The organism is Virgisporangium aliadipatigenens, assembly GCF_016863615.1.
Taxonomy (GTDB): domain Bacteria; phylum Actinomycetota; class Actinomycetes; order Mycobacteriales; family Micromonosporaceae; genus Virgisporangium; species Virgisporangium aliadipatigenens.
Genome location: NZ_BOPF01000039.1, coordinates 1 through 19,862 on the forward strand (window position 1 = coordinate 1; position 19,862 = coordinate 19,862).

Sequence of the window (19,862 nt, forward strand, 5' to 3'; positions counted from 1 at the left end):
CCGGCCTCGTCCGGGGCGTCCGCGCGGGCGGGTGAGCCGACGTCCTCCGGTGGGGCGTCCGGGCCGCGCGGTGCCGCGACTGAGGAGCGGCCGACGCCGGACGGTCCGCCCGCCCCGCCGCGAGGCGGTGAGCCGGCATCGCGCGATGGCTCGTTCACCGCTGGGGACGTTCCGTCCGCCGGCCGCGCGTCGGGTGGCCCGCAGGCCGACACGCCCGCTCCGTCCGGGGGCCGGGACTCGGATGCCGGTTCGCCGCTGCCCGCGGCCGGGGCGACGTCACGAGCGGCACGCGCCGCCGTGCCGGGGAGTGCGCCCGATGGGCCGTCGCGCCCCGAAGGACCCGGCGCCTCGGAGTCGACCGGAGCATCGCGTTCCGGCGCGGCCGGCAGAGCGACGCCCTCCGGCGCGGCCGGTGGGTCGGCTGCCGGGAGCGCATCGTCCGCATCCGGGCCGGTCCGGCTGGCCAAAACCGGGTCCACGCCACGGCATGCCGCGCCGGATCCCGAGCCGGAGCCGAGCGAGCACGCCGCGGCCCCGGTGTCGCCGGGACGGCCCGGGCGCGAGGAGCAGTCCGGTTCGCCGTGGGCGCAGCCGCCGGCGGTGCCGCAGAGCCGCTCCGACGCCGCCGGGAACGGTGCCGATCCATCGCTCGCCGATCGTCCCTCCGGACGGCACGGTGCGGTGGCGGGGCGCCCCGTCGGAACGTCCGGGCCGCCAGCCGGTGGGCCGGTGGGTGGCGGGCCGTCCGGGCAGGCTCCGGCGGTGGGGTCTTCGCCCTACGGGACACCGCCTCCGTACGGACCACCCGCGGGGTACGGACCGCCCGGACCCGGTGGGCCTCCCGGACCTGGTGCACCGCATGGACCCGGCGTGCCGCCCGGACCCGGTGGGGCGCATGGGCCTGGTGCATCGCCCGGAGCCGGTGGGCCGTCGCAAGGGCCGGGGATGCCGCCGCCTTATGGGCCTGGCGTGCCGCCTCAGGGACCCGGTGCGCAAGGGTCGGGGACCGGCGCACCGCAGGGACCGGGCGCACCCGGGCCGGGATCGAACGTCCCGGCGGGCGGCGCCGCAATGATGCCGCCGTACGGGCCTGGGCCCGGCGCGCCACACGGTGCGCCGTCCCAGGGACCGGGATCGCTTGGGCCCGGCGTGGCGCCGCTCTACGCGCCGGGCGGCGCACCACCGCAGGGACCTGATCCGCAAGGGCCGGGCGCGCAGGGGTCGGGATCGGAGGTCCCGCCGGGCATCGGCACGGTGCCGCCGGGTGCACGGGGGACCGGAGCCGGCGCACCGCCGCACGGGCTGGGCGTGCCACCGCCGTACGGGCCCGCACAAGGGCCGGGGGTCGGCGCACCGCCGCAAGGGCCGGGTGCCCCACCGCCGTACGGGCCGGCACAAGGGCCGGGGGTCGGCGCACCGCCACAGGGGCCGGGTGCCCCACCGCCGTACGTTCCGGGCTCGCCGGGGCCGGGGACCGGCGCGACGCCGCATGTGCCGGGCGTGCCGCCGTACGGGTCGCCGCCGCAGGGCTACGGGCCGGGGCAAGCGCCGGCCGTCCCGCCGGGGGCGTCGCCGAGCGCGCCGATGCCGCTCGGGCACACCTCCGGAGCACCCGCGCCGGGTGCGCCGATGCCGCCTGGCTATCCGCCGGCCGGGCCGCCGCCGCGTGGCTACCCGGGAGGCGAGCCGCCGATCGTGGGTGGGCCGGGTTCGCGAGCGGGCGAGCCGCCTGTCCCGGGCTACGAGCCGGGGGGACCGTCGACGTTCGGTGGGCCGCCGGTCGTTGGTGGGCCGGGTTCTCGGGCGGGCGAGCCGCCGGTTGTGGGTTACCCGACGGGTGCGGGGCCGCAGACGAGTGGGGGGCCGGCGCCGGGGTACCAGGCCGCCGATCCGGGTGGGCCGGGGGGCCGTTCGGAATCGCAGACACCGCCGGGCTACCCGTCAGGAGCGCCGATGCAGGGCTACCCGCCGCCGAACGCGCCGGAGGGACACCAGCCGCCCGCACCGGGCTACGCCGCACCGCCCCCGGGGTACGGGCCGCAGCAGCCCTACGGGGCCGGGCCGGAATCCACCCCGCCCGCGCAGCATTCGCCGGGTGGCCAGGGCGCTCCGGGGTCACCCGGAGCGCAGCAGCCCGCGACGGGTGGGCCTGGTGCTGAATCGCCGGGCGGTGGCCAGTTCCCCCAAAATCAGGGTGAGAACGACGGGTATGTACCGACGGCGGAGGAGTTTGCGCGACGTCGGGCGGTACGCCCGACGAGCCCGGTGGCGTCGATGGGGGTCCGCGGCATCGTCCGGAAGTCGACGATGGGGCTGGTCAGCCTCGCGCCGGGGCGGCGGGAACAGGAGCAGCGGCACCTGGTCGAGACGGTGCGGCGCAACTTCGGCGGCCTGCGCCAGGTGACCGTGGTCAACCCGAAGGGCGGCGCCGGTAAGACGGTGGCGGTGCTGCTGATGTCGATGACGTTCGGGCAGCGGCGCGGCGGTTACGTGCTGGCCTGGGACAACAACGAGACCCAGGGCACCCTGGGCATGCGGGCGCAGCAGGACTTCCACTCCCGCACGGTGCGCGACATGCTGCGCGACCTGAACCACTTCCAGGGCCCGACGGGCCGGGTCGGCGACCTGTCGCAGTACGTGCGTTCGCAGGGCGAGGGCATGTTCGACGTGTTGGCGTCGGACGAGTCGGCGACGGCTGGCGAGATGCTGACGTCGGCGGCGTTCGGCGATCTGCGTGAGGTGGTGAGCCGCTTCTACAAGCTCATCTTCGTCGACACGGGTAACAACGTCCGCGCGGAGAACTGGCAAGCGGCCATCGACGCGACGGATCAGCTCGTGGTGACGATGTCGGCGCGTAACGACTCGGCCGAGACGGCCGCACGGATGCTGGACCACCTGGAGCAGAACGGCCGCCACCGGCTGGTGCGCCAGGCGGTGACGGTGGTGTCGATGCCGCCGTCGCGGCGGGACCTGGACATCCCGTCGATCACGCGGCACTTCGCGGCGCGGACGCGCACGGTGATGCTGGCGCCGTACGAGCGGCTGATCGACTCGGGCGAACCGATCCGGTATGGCCAGATCTCGGCACCCACGCGCCTGGCGTGGCTGCGCATCGCCGCGGCAGTGGCGGAAGGCCTGTAGAGCGCCGCGGCAGTGGCGGAAGGCCTATAGCGCGGCCGCGGTGGCCGAAGGCCTGTGACAGGGGCCCGGGGGCGGATCGACTCGCCCCCGGGACCACAGGCCTGCTTAGCTTGCCAGAGCCTTCACGGCTTCCGGGTCGCTGTCCGCGAGAAACTGCGAGCAGCGTTCGGCTTCCTCGGTCTCGCCGATGGCGTCGGCGGCCCTGGCGAGGGCGTTGAGGCAGCGCAGGAAGCCCTGGTTGGGGCCGTGCGCCCACGGGACGGGGCCGTGGCCGCGCCAGCCGTTGCGGCGCAGCTGGTCGAGGCCGCGGTGGTAGCCGGTGCGGGCGTACGCGTAGGCCGTGACGGGTTCGTCGGCGGTGAGCGCGGCCTCGGCGAGGGCGGCCCAGGCGGCGCTGTAGGTCGGGAACCGCGCCGCGACCCGCTTGATCTCCGTGTCGGAGGTGCCGGCGGCGGTCAGCGCGGCGGCTGCCTCGTCGTCGGCGGGCAGCAGGGTCGGGGGAGCTTCGGGCAGGAGGTTCTGCATCCGACAAATTTAGCGGTTGTCGGCTGAACGGTTGAGCGTCGGTCCAGCGTGCGGATGGTGCGCCGGAGTGTGTCCGAGGACTACAAAAGAGGTCCGGAGCCTCCCCAGGACCCGGTAATGCGGCGGCTCGTCATCTCGGTGGCGGGCCGCCGTCCTCGTCCCAACGGTGTTACCTTGGTACCGTGGTAACAGTTGAGAGGGTTCAGACCGGACTGCGCATCGAGCGCCACACGCTCAAGGTCCTCAAGGGGCTCGCCGAGTACCTCGATCTCTCCCTCGGGGACCTGGTCGAGGGGATCGTGCTGCACGCGTTCGAGGGAAAGACGGCGTTCACCCCGGAGACCAGAGCCAAGATCGACCAGCTCAGGGCCGTCTACGGCCTCACCCTGACCGCCGCCGACGCCCACCATCTGAGGGAACGCCCATGAGTACGTTCGTTCTCCGCGACGGCTTCCCGCTGCCGCTCTCACCGGAGCGCGCCTTCCCGCTCTTCACTGCCCGCGGCGAGGAGTCCTGGGTGCCCGGATGGAAGCCGCGCTTCCCCACGCCCACCGACGACGACACCGCGCCCGGGACCGTGTTCGTGACGGCGCACGACACCACCTGGATCGTGCTCGACCGGCTCGCCGGCGAACACATCTCCTACGCCCGCGTCCGCCCCGGCCACAGCGCCGGCACGGTCTCCGTGGCGCTCGCACCCACCACCGGCGGCTGCACCGTCGAGGTCACCTACGCGATCACCGCACTCGGCGACGAGGGCTGGGCCGACTGGACGGCGATCGCGGGTGACTACGCCGGGTACCTTCGCTCCTGGCAGGAGGCGATCACCGATGCACTATCACGACCACAGCCCTGACGAGATCGAGTCCCGGGAGGAGCTGGCGCTGCACCTGGCGAAGGGCACCCTCGCCGGGCTGACCGTGCAGGGCCTGCGGCTCGACCTGGATCCGCCGGCGCTCGACGCGGTGGACGTGACCGGCACGCTCTTCGTCGGGTGCCGGTTCGACTCGACGGACACGTACACGGCGCTGGTGCGGCGCGGGGCGGTCGTGGTGCCGGAGTTCCCGCACCTGCCGTACCCGATGCAGCCGTCGCGCCTGTACACGGCCCAGGAACTGTCCGCGGGCTTCGAGACGCACGGCTTCGCCGGCATGTACGACACCGTCGTCTACGAACACTTCCGGGCGCACGGCGGGGCGCTGCCGGCCATCCGGGAGGCGCTCGGGCAGCGGATGCACGACCACGGCATCGACGACGCGCTGACGGACATCCTCGACGGCTGGGCCGAGCACCGGGGCGGGCCGGTCGTGGGTGTGATGGGCGGGCACGCCGAGCCGCGCGGTTCGGCCGGATACCGGGCCGCCGCGGCGATCGGCCACGGCCTGGCCCGCGCCGGTGCGCTGGTGGTGACGGGCGGCGGGCCGGGCGTGATGGAGGCGGTGAATCTGGGGTCGTATCTCTCGACGTTCGATCCGTCGGCCCTGGACGACGCCATGGGCGACCTGGAGAAGGCGCCGGACTTCCACGACCACGACCCGTTCACCGCGGCGGCGCTGCGGGTGCGGGACCGCTTCGCGGCGGACGTTCCCGACGACGACGTGCTGGCCTGGTCGAGGCACGGCGGGCTCTCGGTGCCGACGTGGCTGTACGGGCACGAGCCGGCCAACCTGTTCGCGGCCAGGATCGCCAAGTACTTCTCGAACGCCATCCGCGAGGACACCATCCTGCGCCTGGTGCGCGGCGGCATCGTGTTCGCCACGGGGCGGGCCGGCACCGTGCAGGAGATCTTCCAGGCGGCGACGAAGTCGTTCTACGCCACGGACGGCGAGAGCGGGCCGTTCGTCTTCCTGGGGCGCCGCTTCTGGACGGCGGAGCTGCCCGTGGAGTCGCTGCTGCGGCCGTTGCTGGCGCAGTCGCCGCACGGGGACCTGAGCGGCCTGATCATGGTCACCGACGATCCGGCCGAGGCGGTCGACATGATCCTGTCGCACGCCCCGGACGCGGACGCAAAGGAGGGCCAGCACCTCACGCCGTGATGTGCCGACCCTCCGGTAAGAGCTACTTGGCGAGCGTGGTGCCCGTCGAGCGCAGGTCCTCGCAGGCCTTGACGACGCGCTCGGCGAGACCGGCCTCGGCCGACTTGCCCCAGGCGCGCGGGTCGTACGCCTTCTTGTTGCCGACCTCGCCGTCGATCTTCAGCACACCGTCGTAGTTCTTGAACATGTGCTCCACGACGGGGCGGGTGAACGCGTACTGCGTGTCGGTGTCGACGTTCATCTTGACGACGCCGAAGTCCAGCGCGGAGCGGATCTCCTCCAGCAGCGAGCCGGAGCCGCCGTGGAACACCAGCGCGAGCGGCTTCTCCTTGCCGAACTTCTCGCCGACGGCCTTCTGCGCCTCGCGCAGGATCTCCGGGCGCAGCTTGACGTTGCCCGGCTTGTAGACGCCGTGCACGTTGCCGAACGTCAGCGCCGCCATGTAGCGGCCCTTCTCGCCGAGGCCGAGCGCGTCGACCATCGCGATGGCGTCGCCGGGGGTGGTGTACAGCTTCTCGTCGATCGCGCCGACGATGCCGTCCTCCTCACCGCCCACGACGCCGACCTCGATCTCGAGGACGACCTTGGCGGCGGCCGACAGGGCGAGCAGTTCCTCGGCGATCTGGAGGTTCTCCTCCAGCGGCACGGCCGACCCGTCCCACATGTGCGACTGGAACAGCGGCTGCTCCCCGCGCGAGACCCGCTCCTGCGAGATGGCCAGCAGCGGCCGCACGAACCCGTCGAGCTTGTTCTTGGGGCAGTGGTCGGTGTGCAGCGCGACGTTGATCGAGTACTTCTTGGCGACCTCGGCCGCGAAGGCCGCGAACGCCACCGAGCCGGTGATCATGTCCTTGACCGTGGGGCCGGAGAGGTATTCGGCGCCGCCGGTGGAGACCTGGATGATGCCGTCGCTCTCCGCGTCGGCGAAGCCGCGCAATGCCGCGTTCAGGGTCTGCGACGAGGTGACGTTGATGGCCGGGTACGCGAACGCGCCGTCTTTGGCGCGGTCCAGCATCTCGGCGTAGACCTCGGGCGTGGCGATGGGCATGGTGCGCACTCCTACGTGTGGAGGTTCAACTTCTGCCCGCAGTATCCCTGCTCCGTGCGCCCTGGTTCCGGGCGGGGCTGAGATTCAGGTCGTACCGTATAAGTCATGACCCAACCCGGCGAAGACCTGCATGAGCTGGACGTCCCGTCCGGGCGGGCGTTCGATGTGCCTGTCGCGGATGCCTATGAGCAGGATGTTCCGGCGAATCCCGCGACGGAGCGTCCGGTGCCGCGGGTGCGGTTCGACGCCGACGAGGCCGACGTCCTGGAGCAGAGCCAGGTGGTCGACCTCGACGACGACTACGACCGCTAGGGCCTGCCTCGTGGGTCACGTCGAGCCGAGGCGAGGCTCAGGCGGGCGTGATCCGCGAGGCAGGCCCTAGTACCGACGGAGGACGAAGTCGGGGGCGGAGCCTCCGGCGAGGAGGACGTCCAGCCGTCCCGAGAGGACCCAGGCGCCGCGCGGGGTCACCGCGACCGTGGTCGGCGCGCTCACCGGCCACTCCACCAGTCCGGTCGAACGCCCGGAGCGGAACCCGCGCGTCCCGACGATCGTGCGGACGGCGTCGGTGCCCGGGGCGCCGAGCGAGTTGGTGACCGCGATCAGCGTGCCGTCCCGGCGCACGGCCAGCCCGTCACCGCCCACCAGCGGCCTGTCCAGCGTGACCGCGCTGACCGCACGATTCGTTGTGATCTTCAGCAGGGCCCCGGTGGTGTAGTTGACCCCGAGCAGGTAACCCTCCGGGTGCCAGACGATCCCGTTGAGCCCGAAGCCCTCCGCGGCGAACCGCGCATCCGTCGCGAACGGCGTCGCGTGACCGCCCACGTCGACCTTCCACACGGTGTCGGAGACCGTGTCGGAGACATACGCGTTGCCGGCCGGGTCGAGCGTGACGTCGTTGGGCGCGAGGCCGAACCGCACCATGTGCAGCACCCGTCCGGTGCGCAGGTCGAAGATGCCCAACCCGCCGACCTTCTTGACGGTCTCCGGCGTGGAACGCGGACTCACACCCAGGTCGCCGTAGGTCACGAGGAGGCGCCCCCGCCGGGCGTCCACCGTGATCCCGAACGTGCTGATCATCCGCGGGTCACCGGCGAGCGGGCGCACGCCGCGCGGGGTCACCACGGACACGCTCCCCTCGGTGGCGGAACTGACGAGAAGAGCGTTGCGGGTGGGATCCCAGGCCACCCCTTCCGGGTGGAGCCCGGCGGCCGGAACGGTGACCTGTTCGACGGAGTGGGCGCTCGCCTGACCGCCGAAGAGCACGGCCGCCGCGACCACCACGGCGAAAATCGTTTTTCTCATGCGTCCCACCCTGTCGAGGCCGGAACGGCGTTGGCAGGACGGGCTTTCCCTGGGACCGGCAGGTCTACCTTTCGAGCTTCTCGGCGGTCTTGCGGGCGGCGATGAGGATCGGGTCCCACACCGGCGCGTAGGGCGGCGCGTAGCCGAGGTCGAGGCTGAGCATCTCGTCGACGGTCATGCCGTTCCACAGCGCGACGGCCAACGCGTCGATGCGTTTGGCCGCTTCGGCCCGGCCCACGATCTGGCCGCCGAGGAGCCGGCCGCTGCCGCGTTCGGCGATGAGCTTGACCGTCATGAACTCCGCCCGCGGGTAGTACCCGGCCCGGTTGGTCGACTCGACGGTGGCGGTGACGTAGGAGAACCCGGCGCGTTCGGCGTCGCTCTCGCGCAGCCCGGTGCGGGCGACCTCGAGCTTGCACACCTTGGTGACCGCGGTCCCGATCACCCCGGGGAACGTCGCGTAGCCGCCGCCGATGTTGATGCCGGCGACGCGGCCCTGCTTGTTGGCGTGCGTGCCGAGCGGGATGTGCACGGCCTGTCCGGTGAGCAGGTGCACGGTCTCCACGCAGTCGCCGGCGGCCCACACGCCGTCGGCGTCCACGACGCGCATGCGCCGGTCGGTCCGCAGCCCGCCGGTGACCCCGAGCGTCAGCCCGGCCTCCTTCGCGAGGGCGGTGTTGGGCCGGACACCGAGTCCCAGCACCACGATGTCGGCCGGGTGGGTCGCCCTGTCCGTCTCGACGGCGACGACGCGTCCGTCCTTTGTGGACAGTGCGCGGACGTTCTCGTCGGTGCGGATGGTGATGCCGAGGCCGTCCATGGCCTGGCGCACCAGTTCACCCATGTCGGGGTCCACTGTGGACATCGGCTGGCCGGCGCGTTCGACAACGGTCACCTCGACGCCGCGGCGCACCAACGCCTCCGCCATCTCGACGCCGATGTACCCCGCGCCGACGACCACCGCGCGGGCGGGCTTCTCCCGGTCGACCCACTCGCGCACCGCCGCGCCGTCGTCCAGGGTCTGCACGCCGAAGACCCCCGCCGTGTCGACGCCCGGCCAGTCCGGTTTCACCGGCACGGCGCCCGCCGCGTACACGAGCCGGTCGAAGCCGACCGTGCTCTCGCGGCCGCCGTTGTCCAGGTCGCGGGCGGTCACCTCGCGCCTGGCCAGGTCGATCCCGACGACCTCGTGACGCATGCGCACGTCGATGGCGTAGTCCTCGCGGAACGTCTTCGGGTCGCGCGCCACCAGCGCGTCCGGCCCGTCGACGACGTCGCCGACCCAGTACGGGATGCCGCAGGCGGAGTAGGAGGTGAAGTGCCCGCGTTCGAACGCGACGATCTCCAACTCGTCGACCTTGCGCCGGCGACGGGCCTGCGAGGCGGCGGACATTCCGGCGGCGTCGGCGCCGATGACCACGAGACGTTCGACCATCGGTCCAGTGTGCCCGGATCAGGTGCGGTGGAAGGAGAACGCCGGATATCCGACCACCCGCGACGGGTCCCCGGCGGGCACGTCGGCCGAGGTCGCCAGCGCCAGCCGGGTGACCCGCAGTCCAGTGTGCGCGGCCCAGGCGACAGTGCCGCGCAGCGCGAAGACCCCGCAGGCGTCCCGCACCCCGATCCGGTCGGCCGCGAGCGCCTCGATCGCGCCGGCGGTCCGTTCGTCCTGCCGCCGGGCCTGGTCGTCGGGCAGGTAGTGGGAGAGGTCGGTGCTGCACAGCACGACGGTGTCGGGTTCGCCGGCGAGGGCCGCGATCGTCACGACGACATCGTCCGATGTGGACACTCCGACGCACACCGGCACCACGGCCCGCCCCGGCAGAGCCCGCTGCACGAAGGGCACCTGCACCTCGAGGGAATGTTCCGGGGCGTGCGGGGCGTCGTCGACGCGGGCGTGCCCGTCGTGCGCCAGACCGCGGGTGACCGGATCCACGTCGACCTCACCGAGCGGGGTCAGCCACCGTTCCGCACTCGGTACCGCACACCCCTTCAGTGGAACTTTGTGTGCCGGCCCGAGCAGCACCACCCTTCGGATGCGTGCGGCGTGCTTCCTGAGCCGCGCGTACACGTGTGCGGCGACCCGGCCGCTGAAGCGGTATCCCGCGTGCGGCACCACATACGCCGCCGCGAGCCGGTCCCCCTCCGGAACGTCCACACCCGCCAGGTAACTGTCTATTGTGGACGCCAACGTCTCCGGATCGGCCGGGTAGAACATCCCCGCGACGGCCGGGTGCCGGACGGGTGACCGCGCCGCCTCCTCGCGTCTCATAGCGCCAGGGCGCGTCGATCGTGTTTGCCCGCACCGGGTTTCGCCGGATCGGCGAGGCGCAACGGCATCCGCCGCGACCCCCAGCCGCCCTCCGGCCCGTCGAACCTCCCGGGGATGACAGCACCGCAGGCACACCCGCCGTTGTCGTTCAGCCTGTAGTCGTTTATCTCGTACCAGTCACGCACAATGACAGGCGTATCACACTCCGGGCACACGGTGGTCTGGCCGTCAGGGTCGTGCACGTTGCCGGTGTAGACGTACCGGAGTCCGTGCTCCCGCGCGATCCGCCTGGCCTTTCGGAGGGTTTCCGGCGGAGTGCGAGGCACGTCGCGCATCTTGAAGTCAGGATGGAACGCCGAGAAGTGCAGCGGCACATCGGGCCCCAGGTGCTCCGCGAACCACGCGCACTCGGCCGCGATCTCGGCGTCGGAGTCGTTGTGCCCGGGGATGAGCAGCGTCGTCACCTCCAACCACACGTCGGTGGTCTTCAGGTATTCCAGCGTCTCCAGCACCGCCGGCAGCCTCGCGAACGTCACCTTCTCGTAGAAGTTCTCGCTGAACGCCTTGAGGTCGATGTTGGCGGCGTCCATGTGACCGTAGAACTCGGCGCGCGGCGCGGCGTTCATGTAGCCGGCGCTGACGGCCACCGCCCGGATGCCCCGCTCGCGACAGGCGTCCGCGACGTCCATCGCGTACTCCATGAAGATCACCGGGTCGTTGTACGTGAACGCGACGCTGCGGCACCCGAACTTCTCCGCCGCCCGCGCCAACCCGTCAGGACTCGCCGAGGCCGCCAGGGTGTTGGTTTCTCTGCTCTTCGAGATGTCCCAGTTCTGGCAGAACCGGCACGCCAGATTGCACCCCGCCGTCCCGAACGACAACACGGCGCTACCCGGCAGGAAGTGATTCAGCGGCTTCTTCTCGATCGGGTCCACGCAGAACCCCGACGAGCGCCCGTAGCTGGCGAGAACGATCTGGTCGTCGACCCGCCCCCGCACGAAGCACAACCCGCGCTGCCCCTCACGCAGCCGACAGTTGCGCGGACAGACGTCGCACTGGATCCGCCCGTCGTCCAACCCGTGCCAGTGAGCCGTCGGAACGGTGTACGGATCGGCCAGACTCAGCCGGTCGGGATCTTCGGACATGCCGGGTCACCTCCCAGGGCACACGCTACCCGCGGGACTGGTTATCCACAGGCCTCCACAGCGTTATCCACAGGGACGTACACAGCCCCCGGCAAAACCGGGCGACAGGGTCGGCTCGCGCCTGGGATCGTCGGATCCGTGATCCTCACCGTCTCGACCACGCACCGGCCGGCTACCGATCTCGGGTATCTGCTGGTGAAGCATCCTGACCGGGTTCACACGTTCCGCACGTCGTCCGGCGACGCGACGGTCTTCTTTCCCGAGGCCACGCAGGAGCGGTGCACCGCGGCACTGGTGCTGGACGTGGAGCCGGGGCGGGAGTTCGTCAACGACCGGGCGTTCGCCGCGTCGAGCCTGCTCGCGGCCGCGCTCAACCAGGTCTTCCGCAGTGCGCTGCGGGGGTTCTCCAAGGACCGGCCGGAGCTGGCCGGGACGGCCATCCCGCTGGAGATCTCCATCCCGGCCGTTCCGGGCGACGTGGCGAAGTTCTTCGGGCCCCTGGGTTGGACCGTGACGGCGAGCCCGATCCGGCTCGAGGAGCCGTGGGGTGACAGCCGCTACGTCGACCTCACGCTGAGCGGGACGTTCCGGCTCTCCGAGGCGCTCAACCAGGTGTATGTGCTGCTGCCCGTGCTGGACGACGAGAAGCACTACTGGGTGGCGCCGGACGAGGTGGACAAGCTGCTGCGGGCCGGCACGGGCTGGCTCGCCACCCACCCCGAGAAGCGGCTCATCGCCCGCCGCTACCTGGCCCACCAGCGGGCGCTGGTCAACCAGGTGATCGAGCCCGAGGAGCCCGACGAGCAGCGGCCCGAGCGCCCGAGGCCGCTGGCGGCCGTGCGGCGGGCGGCCGTTCGGGCGGCGCTGGAGCGGGCCGGGGCCACCCGGGTCCTCGACCTGGGCTGCGGGCAGGGTGCGCTCCTGGCCGAGCTGCTCGCCGACCGCAGGTACACCGAGATCGTGGGAGTCGACGTGTCACCGGGCGCGCTGGAGACCGCCGCCAAGCGGCTTCGGCTGGAACGGCTGCCGGAGCGGCAGCGTGCGCGCCTGCGCATGTTCCAGGGAAGCCTCGTCTATCGGGACGACCGACTGCGTGGATACGACGCCGCGGTCCTGATGGAGGTCGTGGAACACCTCGACGAGCCGCGCCTGCCCGCGCTCGTCGACGCGGTCTTCGGCCACGCACAGCCGGAAACCGTCATCGTCACCACCCCGAACCGGGAGTTCAACGTCCGCTACGAGGGGCTGACCGGCATGCGTCACGGCGACCATCGCTTCGAGTGGACGCGTGCGGAGTTCCGGGCCTGGGCGGAGGGCATCGCCGGCTACTCCGTCGCCTTCGAGGGCGTCGGGGACGCCGACGAGCTGCTCGGCGCCCCGACCCAGCTGGCCGTTTTCACCCGGAAGGAGAAGTCATGACCAGTGTGGTGCTGCCGGAGCTGTCGCTCGTCGCGCTCGTCGGCATCTCCGGCTCCGGTAAGAGCACCTTCGCGCGAACGCACTTCAAGCCGACCCAGGTGCTTTCGTCCGACGCGTTCCGGGCCATGCTCGCCGACGACGAGAACGACCAGTCCGCGACGGCGGAGGCGTTCGACGCGCTGCACTACGTGGCCGGCAAGCGGCTCAAGGCCGGCCGGCTCACCGTCGTCGACGCCACGAACGTCCAGGAGCACGCCCGCGCCTCCCTGGTGAAGGTGGCGCGTGAGCACGACGTGCTCCCCGTGGCGATCGTGCTCGACACCGACCTCGACACCTGTTGGGAACGCACGGAGGCGCGTACCGACCGGGACTTCGGCAAGGGTGTGCTGGTGCGCCAGCACCGCGCGCTGCGCAAGTCGGTGAAGCGCCTCGCCCAGGAGGGTTTCCGGAAGGTCTTCGTCGTCGCCGATCCGTCCACTGTGGAGGTTTCCTACCAGAAGCTCTACAACGACCGGAAGGAACTGACCGGGCCGTTCGACATCTTCGGCGACGTGCACGGCTGCTACGACGAACTCGTGGCGCTGATGGGGAAGCTCGGCTGGGAGGGCACCACCCACCCGGAGGGGCGCACGGCCGTCTTCGTCGGTGACCTCGTCGACCGTGGGCCGAACGCGCCCGCGGTGCTGCGGCTCGTCATGGAGATGGTGGCGGCCGGCACGGCGCTGTGCGTCTCCGGCAACCACGAGGCGAAGCTGCTGCGCAAGCTGCGCGGGCGCAACGTGCGCGTCTCCCACGGCCTCGCCGAAACCCTGGAACAGCTCGAAGCCAGCCCGGTCGAGGGTCTGGAGGGCTTTCTGGACGGCCTCGTCAGCCACTACGTGCTCGACGGCGGCAACCTCGTCGTCGCGCACGCCGGCTGCAAGGAGGCTTTCCAGGGGCGGGCGTCGGGCCGGGTGCGGGCGTTCTGCCTGTACGGGGAGACCACGGGTGAGACCGACGAGTACGGGCTGCCCGTGCGCTACCCGTGGGCGAACGAGTACCGCGGGCGGGCCATGGTCGTGTACGGGCACACCCCGGTGCCGCGCGCCGAGTGGGTCAACAACACCATCTGCCTCGACACCGGGTGCGTGTTCGGCGGCGCGATGACGGCACTGCGCTACCCCGAACGCCAACTCGTCTCCGTGCCCGCCGCGCGCGAGTACTACGCGCCGGCCAGGCCGCTCGAGACACCGCGCGGGGAGGGTCTTCTCCTGACGGACGTCACCGGGCGGCGTTCGATCGACACCGGCTACGGCCGGACAACCGTCAGCGCGGAAAGTGCCGCGGCGGCCCTGGAGGTGATGAGCCGGTTCGCGCTCGACCCGCGCTGGCTGCGGTGGCTCCCGCCGACGATGGCTCCCTCGTCGACCTCCACCGTCGAGGGCTACCTCGAACATCCGGCGCAGGCGCTCGCCGACTACGCCAAGGTGGGCGTGACCGAGGTGGTGTGCCAGGAGAAGCACATGGGCTCCCGGGCCGTCATCCTCGTGGCGCGCACACCGGAGGCGGCCGAGGCGGCGTTCGGGATCGCCGGGCCGGGAGCGGTGTGGACCCGCACGGGGCGGCCGTTCTTCGCGGACGCGGGCCCGATGCTCGACCGCGTGCGGGCGGCCGTGGACAAGGCCGGGCTCTGGGAGTCGCTGGGCACCGGGTGGGTCATGTTCGACGCGGAGATCATGCCGTGGTCGGCCAAGGCGCTCGGGCTCATCCGCGACCGGTACGCCTCGGTGGGGGCCGCGGCCGGCGCGGCGCTGCCCCGCGCCCTGGCCGTGCTCGACGCGGCGGCGGGGCGTGGGCTCGACGTCGCCGCGCTGCGCGATCGGATCGCCACCCGGGCCGGGCACATGGAGTCGTTCCGGCGGGCGTACCGGCAGTACTGCTGGCCGGTCGACGGGCTGGAAGGGCTGCGCGTGGCGCCGTTCGCGGTGCTGGCCGCCGCCGGCCTGAACGGTGTCACCCGACCCAACGACTGGCACCTGGAGCACGTGGACCGGCTGGTGGCGGCCGACCCGGAGCTGTTCGCCCCGACCCGCCGCATCGTCGCGAACGTGGCCGACGTCGACGCGGTCACCGACTGGTGGCTGGCGCTGACGGCCAACGGCGGGGAGGGGATGGTCGTGAAGCCGCTCGCCGGGGCCGACCCGGCCGGCCGCGTCCAGCCCGGGCTCAAGTGCCGGGGCCGGGAGTACCTGCGGCTAATCTACGGGCCGGACTACACCCTGCCGGCGCAGCTGTCGAAACTGCGCCGGCGGGGGCTGGGTCGGAAATGGCACCTGGCACGGGCCGAGTATCAGTTGGGTGCCGCGGCACTCGATCGGTTTGTCGCCGGGGAGCCGCTATGGCGCACCCACGAACTCGTCTTTGCGATTCTTGCGTGCGAGAGCGAGCCGGTGGACCCGAGGCTGTGAATATTCGCAGGCTTTACGCGCCGGTGGTGGCGCGCTTCTTCGAACGGCGTTCCCGGAAAATCTCGATGAATACCGGAAGCACCGAGATGAGGACGATCAGCGCCACCACCGGGAGGATGTACTTGTCGATGTCCTCCGGCGGAATCAGGTCCCGGATCTCCTTCGCGAGCAGGTAGCCGGCGAGGATGATGCCGTCGGTCCACAGGAGGCCGCCGATGACGTTCCACATGAAGAACTGGCGGGCCGGCATGTGCAGCACCCCGGCGACCGGGTTGAGGAACGTGCGCACGATCGGGATGAAGCGGGCCAGCACCACGGCCTTGGCCGGGCCGTACTTGGTGAAGTAGTACTCGGCCTTGTCGACGTACTCCTGCTTGAACAGCCGCGAGTTGGGCCGGGCGAACAGCTTCCGGCCGTAGCGGGCGCCCAGGTAGTGGCCGAGCTGCGCACCGAGGATGGCGCAGATCGGCGCCCCGATGAGCAGCAACGTCAGGCTGAGCTTCACGCCGACGAGGTCGACCGCCACGGTGGAGGCGGCGACGCCGGCGAGGAAGAGCAGGGAGTCGCCCGGCAGGAAGAATCCGACCAGGAGTCCGGTTTCGGCAAAAAGGATGGCCCACACACCGAAAATCCCGCCGGCTTTGATGTAGCCCTTGGGGTCCAGTGGGTTGAAGGCCATGACCTCGGACAAGGCCCGGGTCTTCTCAGCGGTGTCCACGGAGAGTCAATGTACCGGCCGTCAGACACTGACGGATGAACCGCCCGGCCACTCCGGCGGAAGGCCGCGCAGCGAGTCCGCCCGTCCCAGCGCCAGCGCGGCATAGGTCAGCCTGGCTGCCTCTTCGAGGTTGAAGACGCGCTTGAGGGCCAGATCGACGGAGTCCCCCAGGACCGAACACCCATGGTTACCGAGCACCACACAGTCGGTGCCGTCGCGGGAGGCGTCCGCGGCGGCCTCCGCCACCTCCGTCCCGCCCGGCGGGTGGAACGGCGTCCGAGCCACCCGGCGCACGAAGAACCGGTGATCGGTCGTCACCAGGCGTACCGGCTCATCCAGTGCATCGAGCAGCAACAGCGCCTGCGGATGCAGGTGGATGATGGCCGACACGTCCGGCCGGGCCCGGTAGGTGGCCACGTGCAGGGCCAGCTCACTGGTCGGAGCGGGCCCGCTGATCAGCGAACCGTCCCGGACGCGCACGCGCGACAGCTCCCCCACGGAAAGCTCGTCGAGCCACGCACCCGTCGGCGTCACCCAGATCTCGTCGGGGTCCTCAGCCCGGGCGGACAGGTTGCCGCCCGAGCCCACGACGAGACCCGCCGCCACCACTTTCCGGCCGGCCCGCACCAGGTCTTGGCACGGGCCGCGTCCGTCGACCACCCGCTACCGGGGGGCCTTACGGGTGGCGCGCTTACGCGGCGGGGTCAGCAGATCCGCGATCGTCCCGATCGCGGTCGGCACCAGCCGGTAGAACGCCCACACACCACGCTTCTCCCGCTCCAGCAGACCGGCTTCGGTCAGGATCCGGAGGTGGTGGCTCACGGTCGGCTGCGAGAGTCCCAGCGGCGCGGTGAGGTCACACACGCACGCCTCGCCATCGGGCGAGGACTGGATAAGGCTCAACAGCCGAAGGCGCGCCGGGTCGGCGAGCGCCTTCAGGACGCCGGCAAGTCGCTCGGCGTCAGCACGGTCGATCGGCTCGCCGGCAAGCGGCGAGATCTGAGGCATCGTCATTTCAGCCAACGCAGTTCCCACAAAACCCATCCTTCCACCAACCAGCATCGACTCGCCTGCATATACGCAGGTCCGAATCGACATTTTTTCAAGCCATGAGGCCGAGGTCAGCCAACGAGAACGCTGAGCGATAGATCATCCCAGCGGCGCGAATCGCCTCACCCGCGCCGCGATCGACGATAACCGCTACACCGGTCACTTCGGCGCCATTCCGCCGTAATGCCTCCACAGCGGTGAGCACACTCCCCCCGGTGGTCGACGTGTCCTCCACCGCGAGTACCCGTCGACCCGCTACGTCAGGCCCCTCGATACGTCGCTGAAGCCCGTGAGCCTTCTCACCTTTCCGTACTACGAAAGCGTCTAGTTCACGGCCTTGGGCAGCGGCGGCGTGGAGCATTGCGGTCGCCACCGGATCGGCACCCAGCGTGAGCCCACCGACGGCGTCGAACTCCAGGTCGGAGGTCGCTTCCAGCATGACCCGACCAACCAAGGGTGCTCCGGCATGGTGCAACGTCAGCCGACGCATATCGATATAGCTGTCCGCCTCCCGTCCTGACGACAACACGACTCGGCCATGCACAACGGCCACTTTCTGAATAAGTCTACGCAGCTCATCGCGGTCCGACATGGATCGCAGCGTATCCGGTCAGGATCGGTGAACGCCCTCGAAGTAGCGCTGCGCCGGCGGCGTGAGGAGCAACACGGCGGCGACGAGGGCCATCGTACCGAGCACCATGGAGCTGATGGATATCGATACGACCACTGCTTGGTCGAGCGAGGTCGTCGAGTCCGGATTGATTACGGCCTGTCCAAGTGCGCACACCCGGAGGAGCCCCAGCGCGCCCAGCAGAGCCGCCAACAGGAACCGGGCGACGTTGCTGCCGCGGCGGGTGTGCGTCGCCGCCAGCACCACCCCGGCGGCCGGAACCAGCCACGCGAAGACCACCAGCATCGCGTAGAACTCGACGACGAGCCGTTCGACGGTGCTGTTGAGATCACCCGAATCCTGCGAGACGGCACCGGCGAGAGCGAGCATGATCAGGAGAATCTCGGCCAGGGCGACGGCCACTCCCGTGTACGACAGGCCCACGGCGGTCGTCACCACGGCGCTGCCGACGGTGCGGGCACCCGGCTCGCGGGGCGGTGCCGGCGGGCGTGGCGGCCCGGCAAACCCGTAGTTGCTGTCCGGGTCGAACGGCAGCCCCGCCGCCGCGGTGCCCGCGAGAGCCGCGGCGGGCGGCATCGGGGGAACCGCCCCCGACGCGGGGACAGGCGACAGCGAGGGGGAGGCCCATCCGTCGTTCGTGCCCGACATAGCTCGGAGCGTACTAAGCCCGGTCTCCCGGGGACGGCCTACCGATCCGACCGCGCACGTCCCGCGAGATCCGCCGGATCAGCCGTCGCGGTAGATGCCGCACGCCCCACACCACGACCTTGTACCGCAGGCCGGGCACGCTCACCGGCCGGCCGCGCCGCAGGTCCCGCAGCCCCTCGCGCACCACGGCGTCGGCGTCGAGCCACATCCAGTCCGGCGTCCTCGACATGTCGATCCCGGCCCGCGCGTGGAACTCCGTGCGCGTGTACCCCGGGCACAACGCCGTGACGCGCACCCCGAGATGAGCGACCGCCCCGGCGATCGACTCCGAGAAGTTGGTGACCCACGCCTTCGTGGCCGGATACGTCGACCCCGGCTGCATCGACGCGAACCCCGCCACGGACGACACGTTGACGATCCCGCCGTGGCCGCGGTGGACCATGCCGGGCAGGGCCGCCAGGGTCAGCCGCATGACCGCGTGCACGTTGACGCGGAGCAGTTCCTCCTCGGCCGCCACGGAGGACTCGAGGAACGTCCGCCCCAGGCTGAAGCCGGCGTTGTTGACGAGCAGGTCCACGTCGCCGAGCCGGGCGGCGACGGCGTCGCAGCCTTCGGGCGTTCCCACATCGGAGGCAAGGACCTCGACGGAGCGACCCGTGTCCGCGCGGAGCACACCGGCGACGGAGGCCAGTCTCTCCGCGTCGCGGGCGACGAGGATCAGGTCGTAGCCCTCATGGGCGAGCCGACGGGCGAACGCGGCACCGATGCCGGACGTGGCACCGGTGACCAACGCGCGACCCGTCGGCTCCATCTCCTACGCGGACGGCGGGTAGTAGCCGCCGTCGACCGGCGGCTGCCACTCCGCCTGCGGCTTGCGGAAGAAGTCGTGCGACTGCGGCAGCGCCAGCAGGATCACCGCGATGAGCACGAGGATCAGCTGGAGGACCGAGCCCCCGGTGGAGACGAGGTTCGCCCAGCCCGGGGTGGCGTCCTCGATCCGGCGGGCCAGCTCGTCCTGGTCGATCCCGTTGACCTCGCCGCCGCCCCCGAGAAGGCTACCGGCGGCGGTGCCGAGCAGGCTGAACGAGACGCAGCAGAGGAACAGACCGCCCAGCACCCAGGTGACGATGCGGGCGGGCTGCTTGCCCTTGGAGTCGAAGAAGCCCAGGATGACCCAGGCGACCGCGAAGAGCACCGCGAGGCCGATGCCCACGTAGACGCCGATGTTGGTGCTGGTGATGATCAGGTCCCGGTCCTGGCCCTCCGGGACGTAGTCCTTGACGGCGTCGAGCGTCGGCCCGATGACCGCCAGGGCGGCGATGATGCCGAGCAGCTGAAGCGCCGCCAGCGCGTACAGGCAGTACACGGCGACGGTGACGGTGGTCGGCCTGGCCCTTGGGGCGGCGGGCTGGCCCGGCGTTTCGGGATATGCCATCAGGTATTCCCTTCGTGTGTTCCCGCGGTCACGCTATCGACC

20 protein-coding genes are annotated in these 19,862 nt (G+C 71.3%); 7 read left to right on the forward strand and 13 right to left on the reverse strand.

All coding sequences use genetic code 11. The features are described 5' to 3' along the window. The first annotated feature begins 1,491 nt into the window (after window positions 1–1,491). Window positions 1,492–3,141, forward strand: a complete 1,650-nt coding sequence (locus Val02_RS47825; protein WP_444546008.1) for a MinD/ParA family ATP-binding protein — start codon at window positions 1,492–1,494, stop codon at window positions 3,139–3,141. 105 nt (window positions 3,142–3,246) lie between these two features. Here Val02_RS47825 and Val02_RS38015 read toward each other — a convergent pair whose 3' ends face one another. After that, window positions 3,247–3,666, reverse strand: a complete 420-nt coding sequence (locus Val02_RS38015; RefSeq protein WP_203904166.1) for a DUF3151 domain-containing protein — start codon at window positions 3,664–3,666, stop codon at window positions 3,247–3,249. Between the two features lie 182 nt (window positions 3,667–3,848). Between Val02_RS38015 and Val02_RS38020 the strand changes: the two genes are divergently transcribed. From Val02_RS38020 to Val02_RS38030, 3 genes are read left to right on the forward strand one after another with little or no spacing between them, the layout of a single operon-like run. After that, window positions 3,849–4,094, forward strand: a complete 246-nt coding sequence (locus Val02_RS38020) for a hypothetical protein (RefSeq protein ID WP_203904167.1) — start codon at window positions 3,849–3,851, stop codon at window positions 4,092–4,094. After that, window positions 4,091–4,522, forward strand: a complete 432-nt coding sequence (locus Val02_RS38025) for an SRPBCC family protein (protein WP_203904168.1) — start codon at window positions 4,091–4,093, stop codon at window positions 4,520–4,522. Before Val02_RS38020 ends, Val02_RS38025 begins: the two co-directional genes overlap by 4 nt. Further along, complete coding sequence (locus Val02_RS38030) at window positions 4,497–5,702, forward strand: LOG family protein (RefSeq protein WP_203904169.1); 1,206 nt, start codon at window positions 4,497–4,499, stop codon at window positions 5,700–5,702. Before Val02_RS38025 ends, Val02_RS38030 begins: the two co-directional genes overlap by 26 nt. A 22-nt stretch (window positions 5,703–5,724) precedes the next feature. On the opposite strand, the gene fbaA is transcribed toward Val02_RS38030, so the two are convergent. Beyond that, window positions 5,725–6,750 carry a class II fructose-bisphosphate aldolase gene (fbaA, locus tag Val02_RS38035; RefSeq protein WP_203904170.1) on the reverse strand — a complete coding sequence of 342 codons (1,026 nt, stop codon included), beginning with the start codon at window positions 6,748–6,750 and terminating at the stop codon, window positions 5,725–5,727. A 105-nt stretch (window positions 6,751–6,855) separates the two neighbouring features. Between fbaA and Val02_RS38040 the strand changes: the two genes are divergently transcribed. Further along, window positions 6,856–7,062: an Rv3202a family protein gene (locus tag Val02_RS38040; RefSeq protein WP_203904171.1), complete on the forward strand. Its 207-nt coding sequence runs from the start codon at window positions 6,856–6,858 to the stop codon at window positions 7,060–7,062. Between the two features lie 66 nt (window positions 7,063–7,128). Here Val02_RS38040 and Val02_RS38045 read toward each other — a convergent pair whose 3' ends face one another. The 4 genes from Val02_RS38045 to amrS all read right to left on the reverse strand — a co-directional run bounded on the left by Val02_RS38045 (window position 7,129) and on the right by amrS (window position 11,472). Beyond that, complete coding sequence (locus Val02_RS38045; RefSeq protein ID WP_203904172.1) at window positions 7,129–8,055, reverse strand: hypothetical protein; 927 nt, start codon at window positions 8,053–8,055, stop codon at window positions 7,129–7,131. Between the two features lie 64 nt (window positions 8,056–8,119). After that, a complete protein-coding gene (locus tag Val02_RS38050; RefSeq protein ID WP_203904173.1) occupies window positions 8,120–9,490 on the reverse strand; it encodes an FAD-dependent oxidoreductase in 1,371 nt (456 codons plus the stop codon). An 18-nt stretch (window positions 9,491–9,508) separates the two neighbouring features. Continuing rightward, entirely contained in the window at window positions 9,509–10,327 is an 819-nt protein-coding gene (gene amrB / locus Val02_RS38055) for an AmmeMemoRadiSam system protein B (protein WP_203904174.1), read from the reverse strand. After that, entirely contained in the window at window positions 10,324–11,472 is a 1,149-nt protein-coding gene (gene amrS / locus Val02_RS38060) for an AmmeMemoRadiSam system radical SAM enzyme (protein ID WP_203904175.1), read from the reverse strand. The genes amrB and amrS overlap by 4 nt, the downstream gene beginning before the upstream one ends. Window positions 11,473–11,610: 138 nt before the next feature. Between amrS and Val02_RS38065 the strand changes: the two genes are divergently transcribed. Together Val02_RS38065 and Val02_RS38070 are read left to right on the forward strand one after the other, a co-directional pair. Next, on the forward strand, window positions 11,611–12,891 hold the full coding sequence (locus tag Val02_RS38065) for a 3' terminal RNA ribose 2'-O-methyltransferase Hen1 (protein ID WP_203904176.1): 1,281 nt from the start codon (window positions 11,611–11,613) through the stop codon (window positions 12,889–12,891). After that, complete coding sequence (locus Val02_RS38070; RefSeq protein WP_203904177.1) at window positions 12,888–15,338, forward strand: polynucleotide kinase-phosphatase; 2,451 nt, start codon at window positions 12,888–12,890, stop codon at window positions 15,336–15,338. Before Val02_RS38065 ends, Val02_RS38070 begins: the two co-directional genes overlap by 4 nt. Before the next feature lie 13 nt (window positions 15,339–15,351). On the opposite strand, the gene Val02_RS38075 is transcribed toward Val02_RS38070, so the two are convergent. From Val02_RS38075 to Val02_RS38105, 7 genes are read right to left on the reverse strand one after another with little or no spacing between them, the layout of a single operon-like run. Continuing rightward, the gene (locus Val02_RS38075) at window positions 15,352–16,017 is read right to left on the reverse strand and encodes a DedA family protein (RefSeq protein ID WP_203904241.1); all 666 of its coding nucleotides are present in this window, start codon (window positions 16,015–16,017) and stop codon (window positions 15,352–15,354) included. A 60-nt stretch (window positions 16,018–16,077) separates the two neighbouring features. Next, window positions 16,078–16,716: a class II aldolase/adducin family protein gene (locus Val02_RS38080; RefSeq protein WP_203904178.1), complete on the reverse strand. Its 639-nt coding sequence runs from the start codon at window positions 16,714–16,716 to the stop codon at window positions 16,078–16,080. Between the two features lie 3 nt (window positions 16,717–16,719). Continuing rightward, the gene (locus tag Val02_RS38085; protein ID WP_203904179.1) at window positions 16,720–17,100 is read right to left on the reverse strand and encodes an ArsR/SmtB family transcription factor; all 381 of its coding nucleotides are present in this window, start codon (window positions 17,098–17,100) and stop codon (window positions 16,720–16,722) included. 58 nt (window positions 17,101–17,158) lie between these two features. Continuing rightward, entirely contained in the window at window positions 17,159–17,698 is a 540-nt protein-coding gene (gene pyrE, locus Val02_RS38090; protein WP_203904180.1) for an orotate phosphoribosyltransferase, read from the reverse strand. A gap of 18 nt (window positions 17,699–17,716) precedes the next feature. Then, window positions 17,717–18,385 (reverse strand): hypothetical protein, encoded by a 669-nt coding sequence (locus tag Val02_RS38095; protein ID WP_203904181.1) that lies wholly within the window; start codon window positions 18,383–18,385, stop codon window positions 17,717–17,719. A 13-nt stretch (window positions 18,386–18,398) separates the two neighbouring features. Next, window positions 18,399–19,196 (reverse strand): SDR family NAD(P)-dependent oxidoreductase, encoded by a 798-nt coding sequence (locus Val02_RS38100; RefSeq protein ID WP_203904182.1) that lies wholly within the window; start codon window positions 19,194–19,196, stop codon window positions 18,399–18,401. A 3-nt stretch (window positions 19,197–19,199) separates the two neighbouring features. Beyond that, a complete protein-coding gene (locus Val02_RS38105; RefSeq protein ID WP_203904183.1) occupies window positions 19,200–19,820 on the reverse strand; it encodes a hypothetical protein in 621 nt (206 codons plus the stop codon). Window positions 19,821–19,862: the final 42 nt, after the last annotated feature.

Excerpts from the sequence above, each read along its gene's own strand:
- Val02_RS38015 (WP_203904166.1), bottom strand. The coding sequence starts at position 3,666 with ATGCAGAACCTCCTGCCCGAAGCTCCCCCGACCCTGCTGCCCGCCGAC.
- Val02_RS38025 (WP_203904168.1), top strand. The coding sequence starts at position 4,091 with ATGAGTACGTTCGTTCTCCGCGACGGCTTCCCGCTGCCGCTCTCACCG.
- Val02_RS38030 (WP_203904169.1), top strand. The coding sequence starts at position 4,497 with ATGCACTATCACGACCACAGCCCTGACGAGATCGAGTCCCGGGAGGAG.
- fbaA (WP_203904170.1), bottom strand. The coding sequence starts at position 6,750 with ATGCCCATCGCCACGCCCGAGGTCTACGCCGAGATGCTGGACCGCGCC.
- Val02_RS38040 (WP_203904171.1), top strand. The coding sequence starts at position 6,856 with ATGACCCAACCCGGCGAAGACCTGCATGAGCTGGACGTCCCGTCCGGG.
- Val02_RS38045 (WP_203904172.1), bottom strand. The coding sequence starts at position 8,055 with ATGAGAAAAACGATTTTCGCCGTGGTGGTCGCGGCGGCCGTGCTCTTC.
- Val02_RS38050 (WP_203904173.1), bottom strand. The coding sequence starts at position 9,490 with ATGGTCGAACGTCTCGTGGTCATCGGCGCCGACGCCGCCGGAATGTCC.
- amrB (WP_203904174.1), bottom strand. The coding sequence starts at position 10,327 with ATGAGACGCGAGGAGGCGGCGCGGTCACCCGTCCGGCACCCGGCCGTC.
- amrS (WP_203904175.1), bottom strand. The coding sequence starts at position 11,472 with ATGTCCGAAGATCCCGACCGGCTGAGTCTGGCCGATCCGTACACCGTT.
- Val02_RS38070 (WP_203904177.1), top strand. The coding sequence starts at position 12,888 with ATGACCAGTGTGGTGCTGCCGGAGCTGTCGCTCGTCGCGCTCGTCGGC.
- Val02_RS38075 (WP_203904241.1), bottom strand. The coding sequence starts at position 16,017 with ATGGCCTTCAACCCACTGGACCCCAAGGGCTACATCAAAGCCGGCGGG.
- Val02_RS38085 (WP_203904179.1), bottom strand. The coding sequence starts at position 17,100 with ATGGGTTTTGTGGGAACTGCGTTGGCTGAAATGACGATGCCTCAGATC.
- pyrE (WP_203904180.1), bottom strand. The coding sequence starts at position 17,698 with ATGTCGGACCGCGATGAGCTGCGTAGACTTATTCAGAAAGTGGCCGTT.
- Val02_RS38095 (WP_203904181.1), bottom strand. The coding sequence starts at position 18,385 with ATGTCGGGCACGAACGACGGATGGGCCTCCCCCTCGCTGTCGCCTGTC.
- Val02_RS38100 (WP_203904182.1), bottom strand. The coding sequence starts at position 19,196 with ATGGAGCCGACGGGTCGCGCGTTGGTCACCGGTGCCACGTCCGGCATC.
- Val02_RS38105 (WP_203904183.1), bottom strand. The coding sequence starts at position 19,820 with ATGGCATATCCCGAAACGCCGGGCCAGCCCGCCGCCCCAAGGGCCAGG.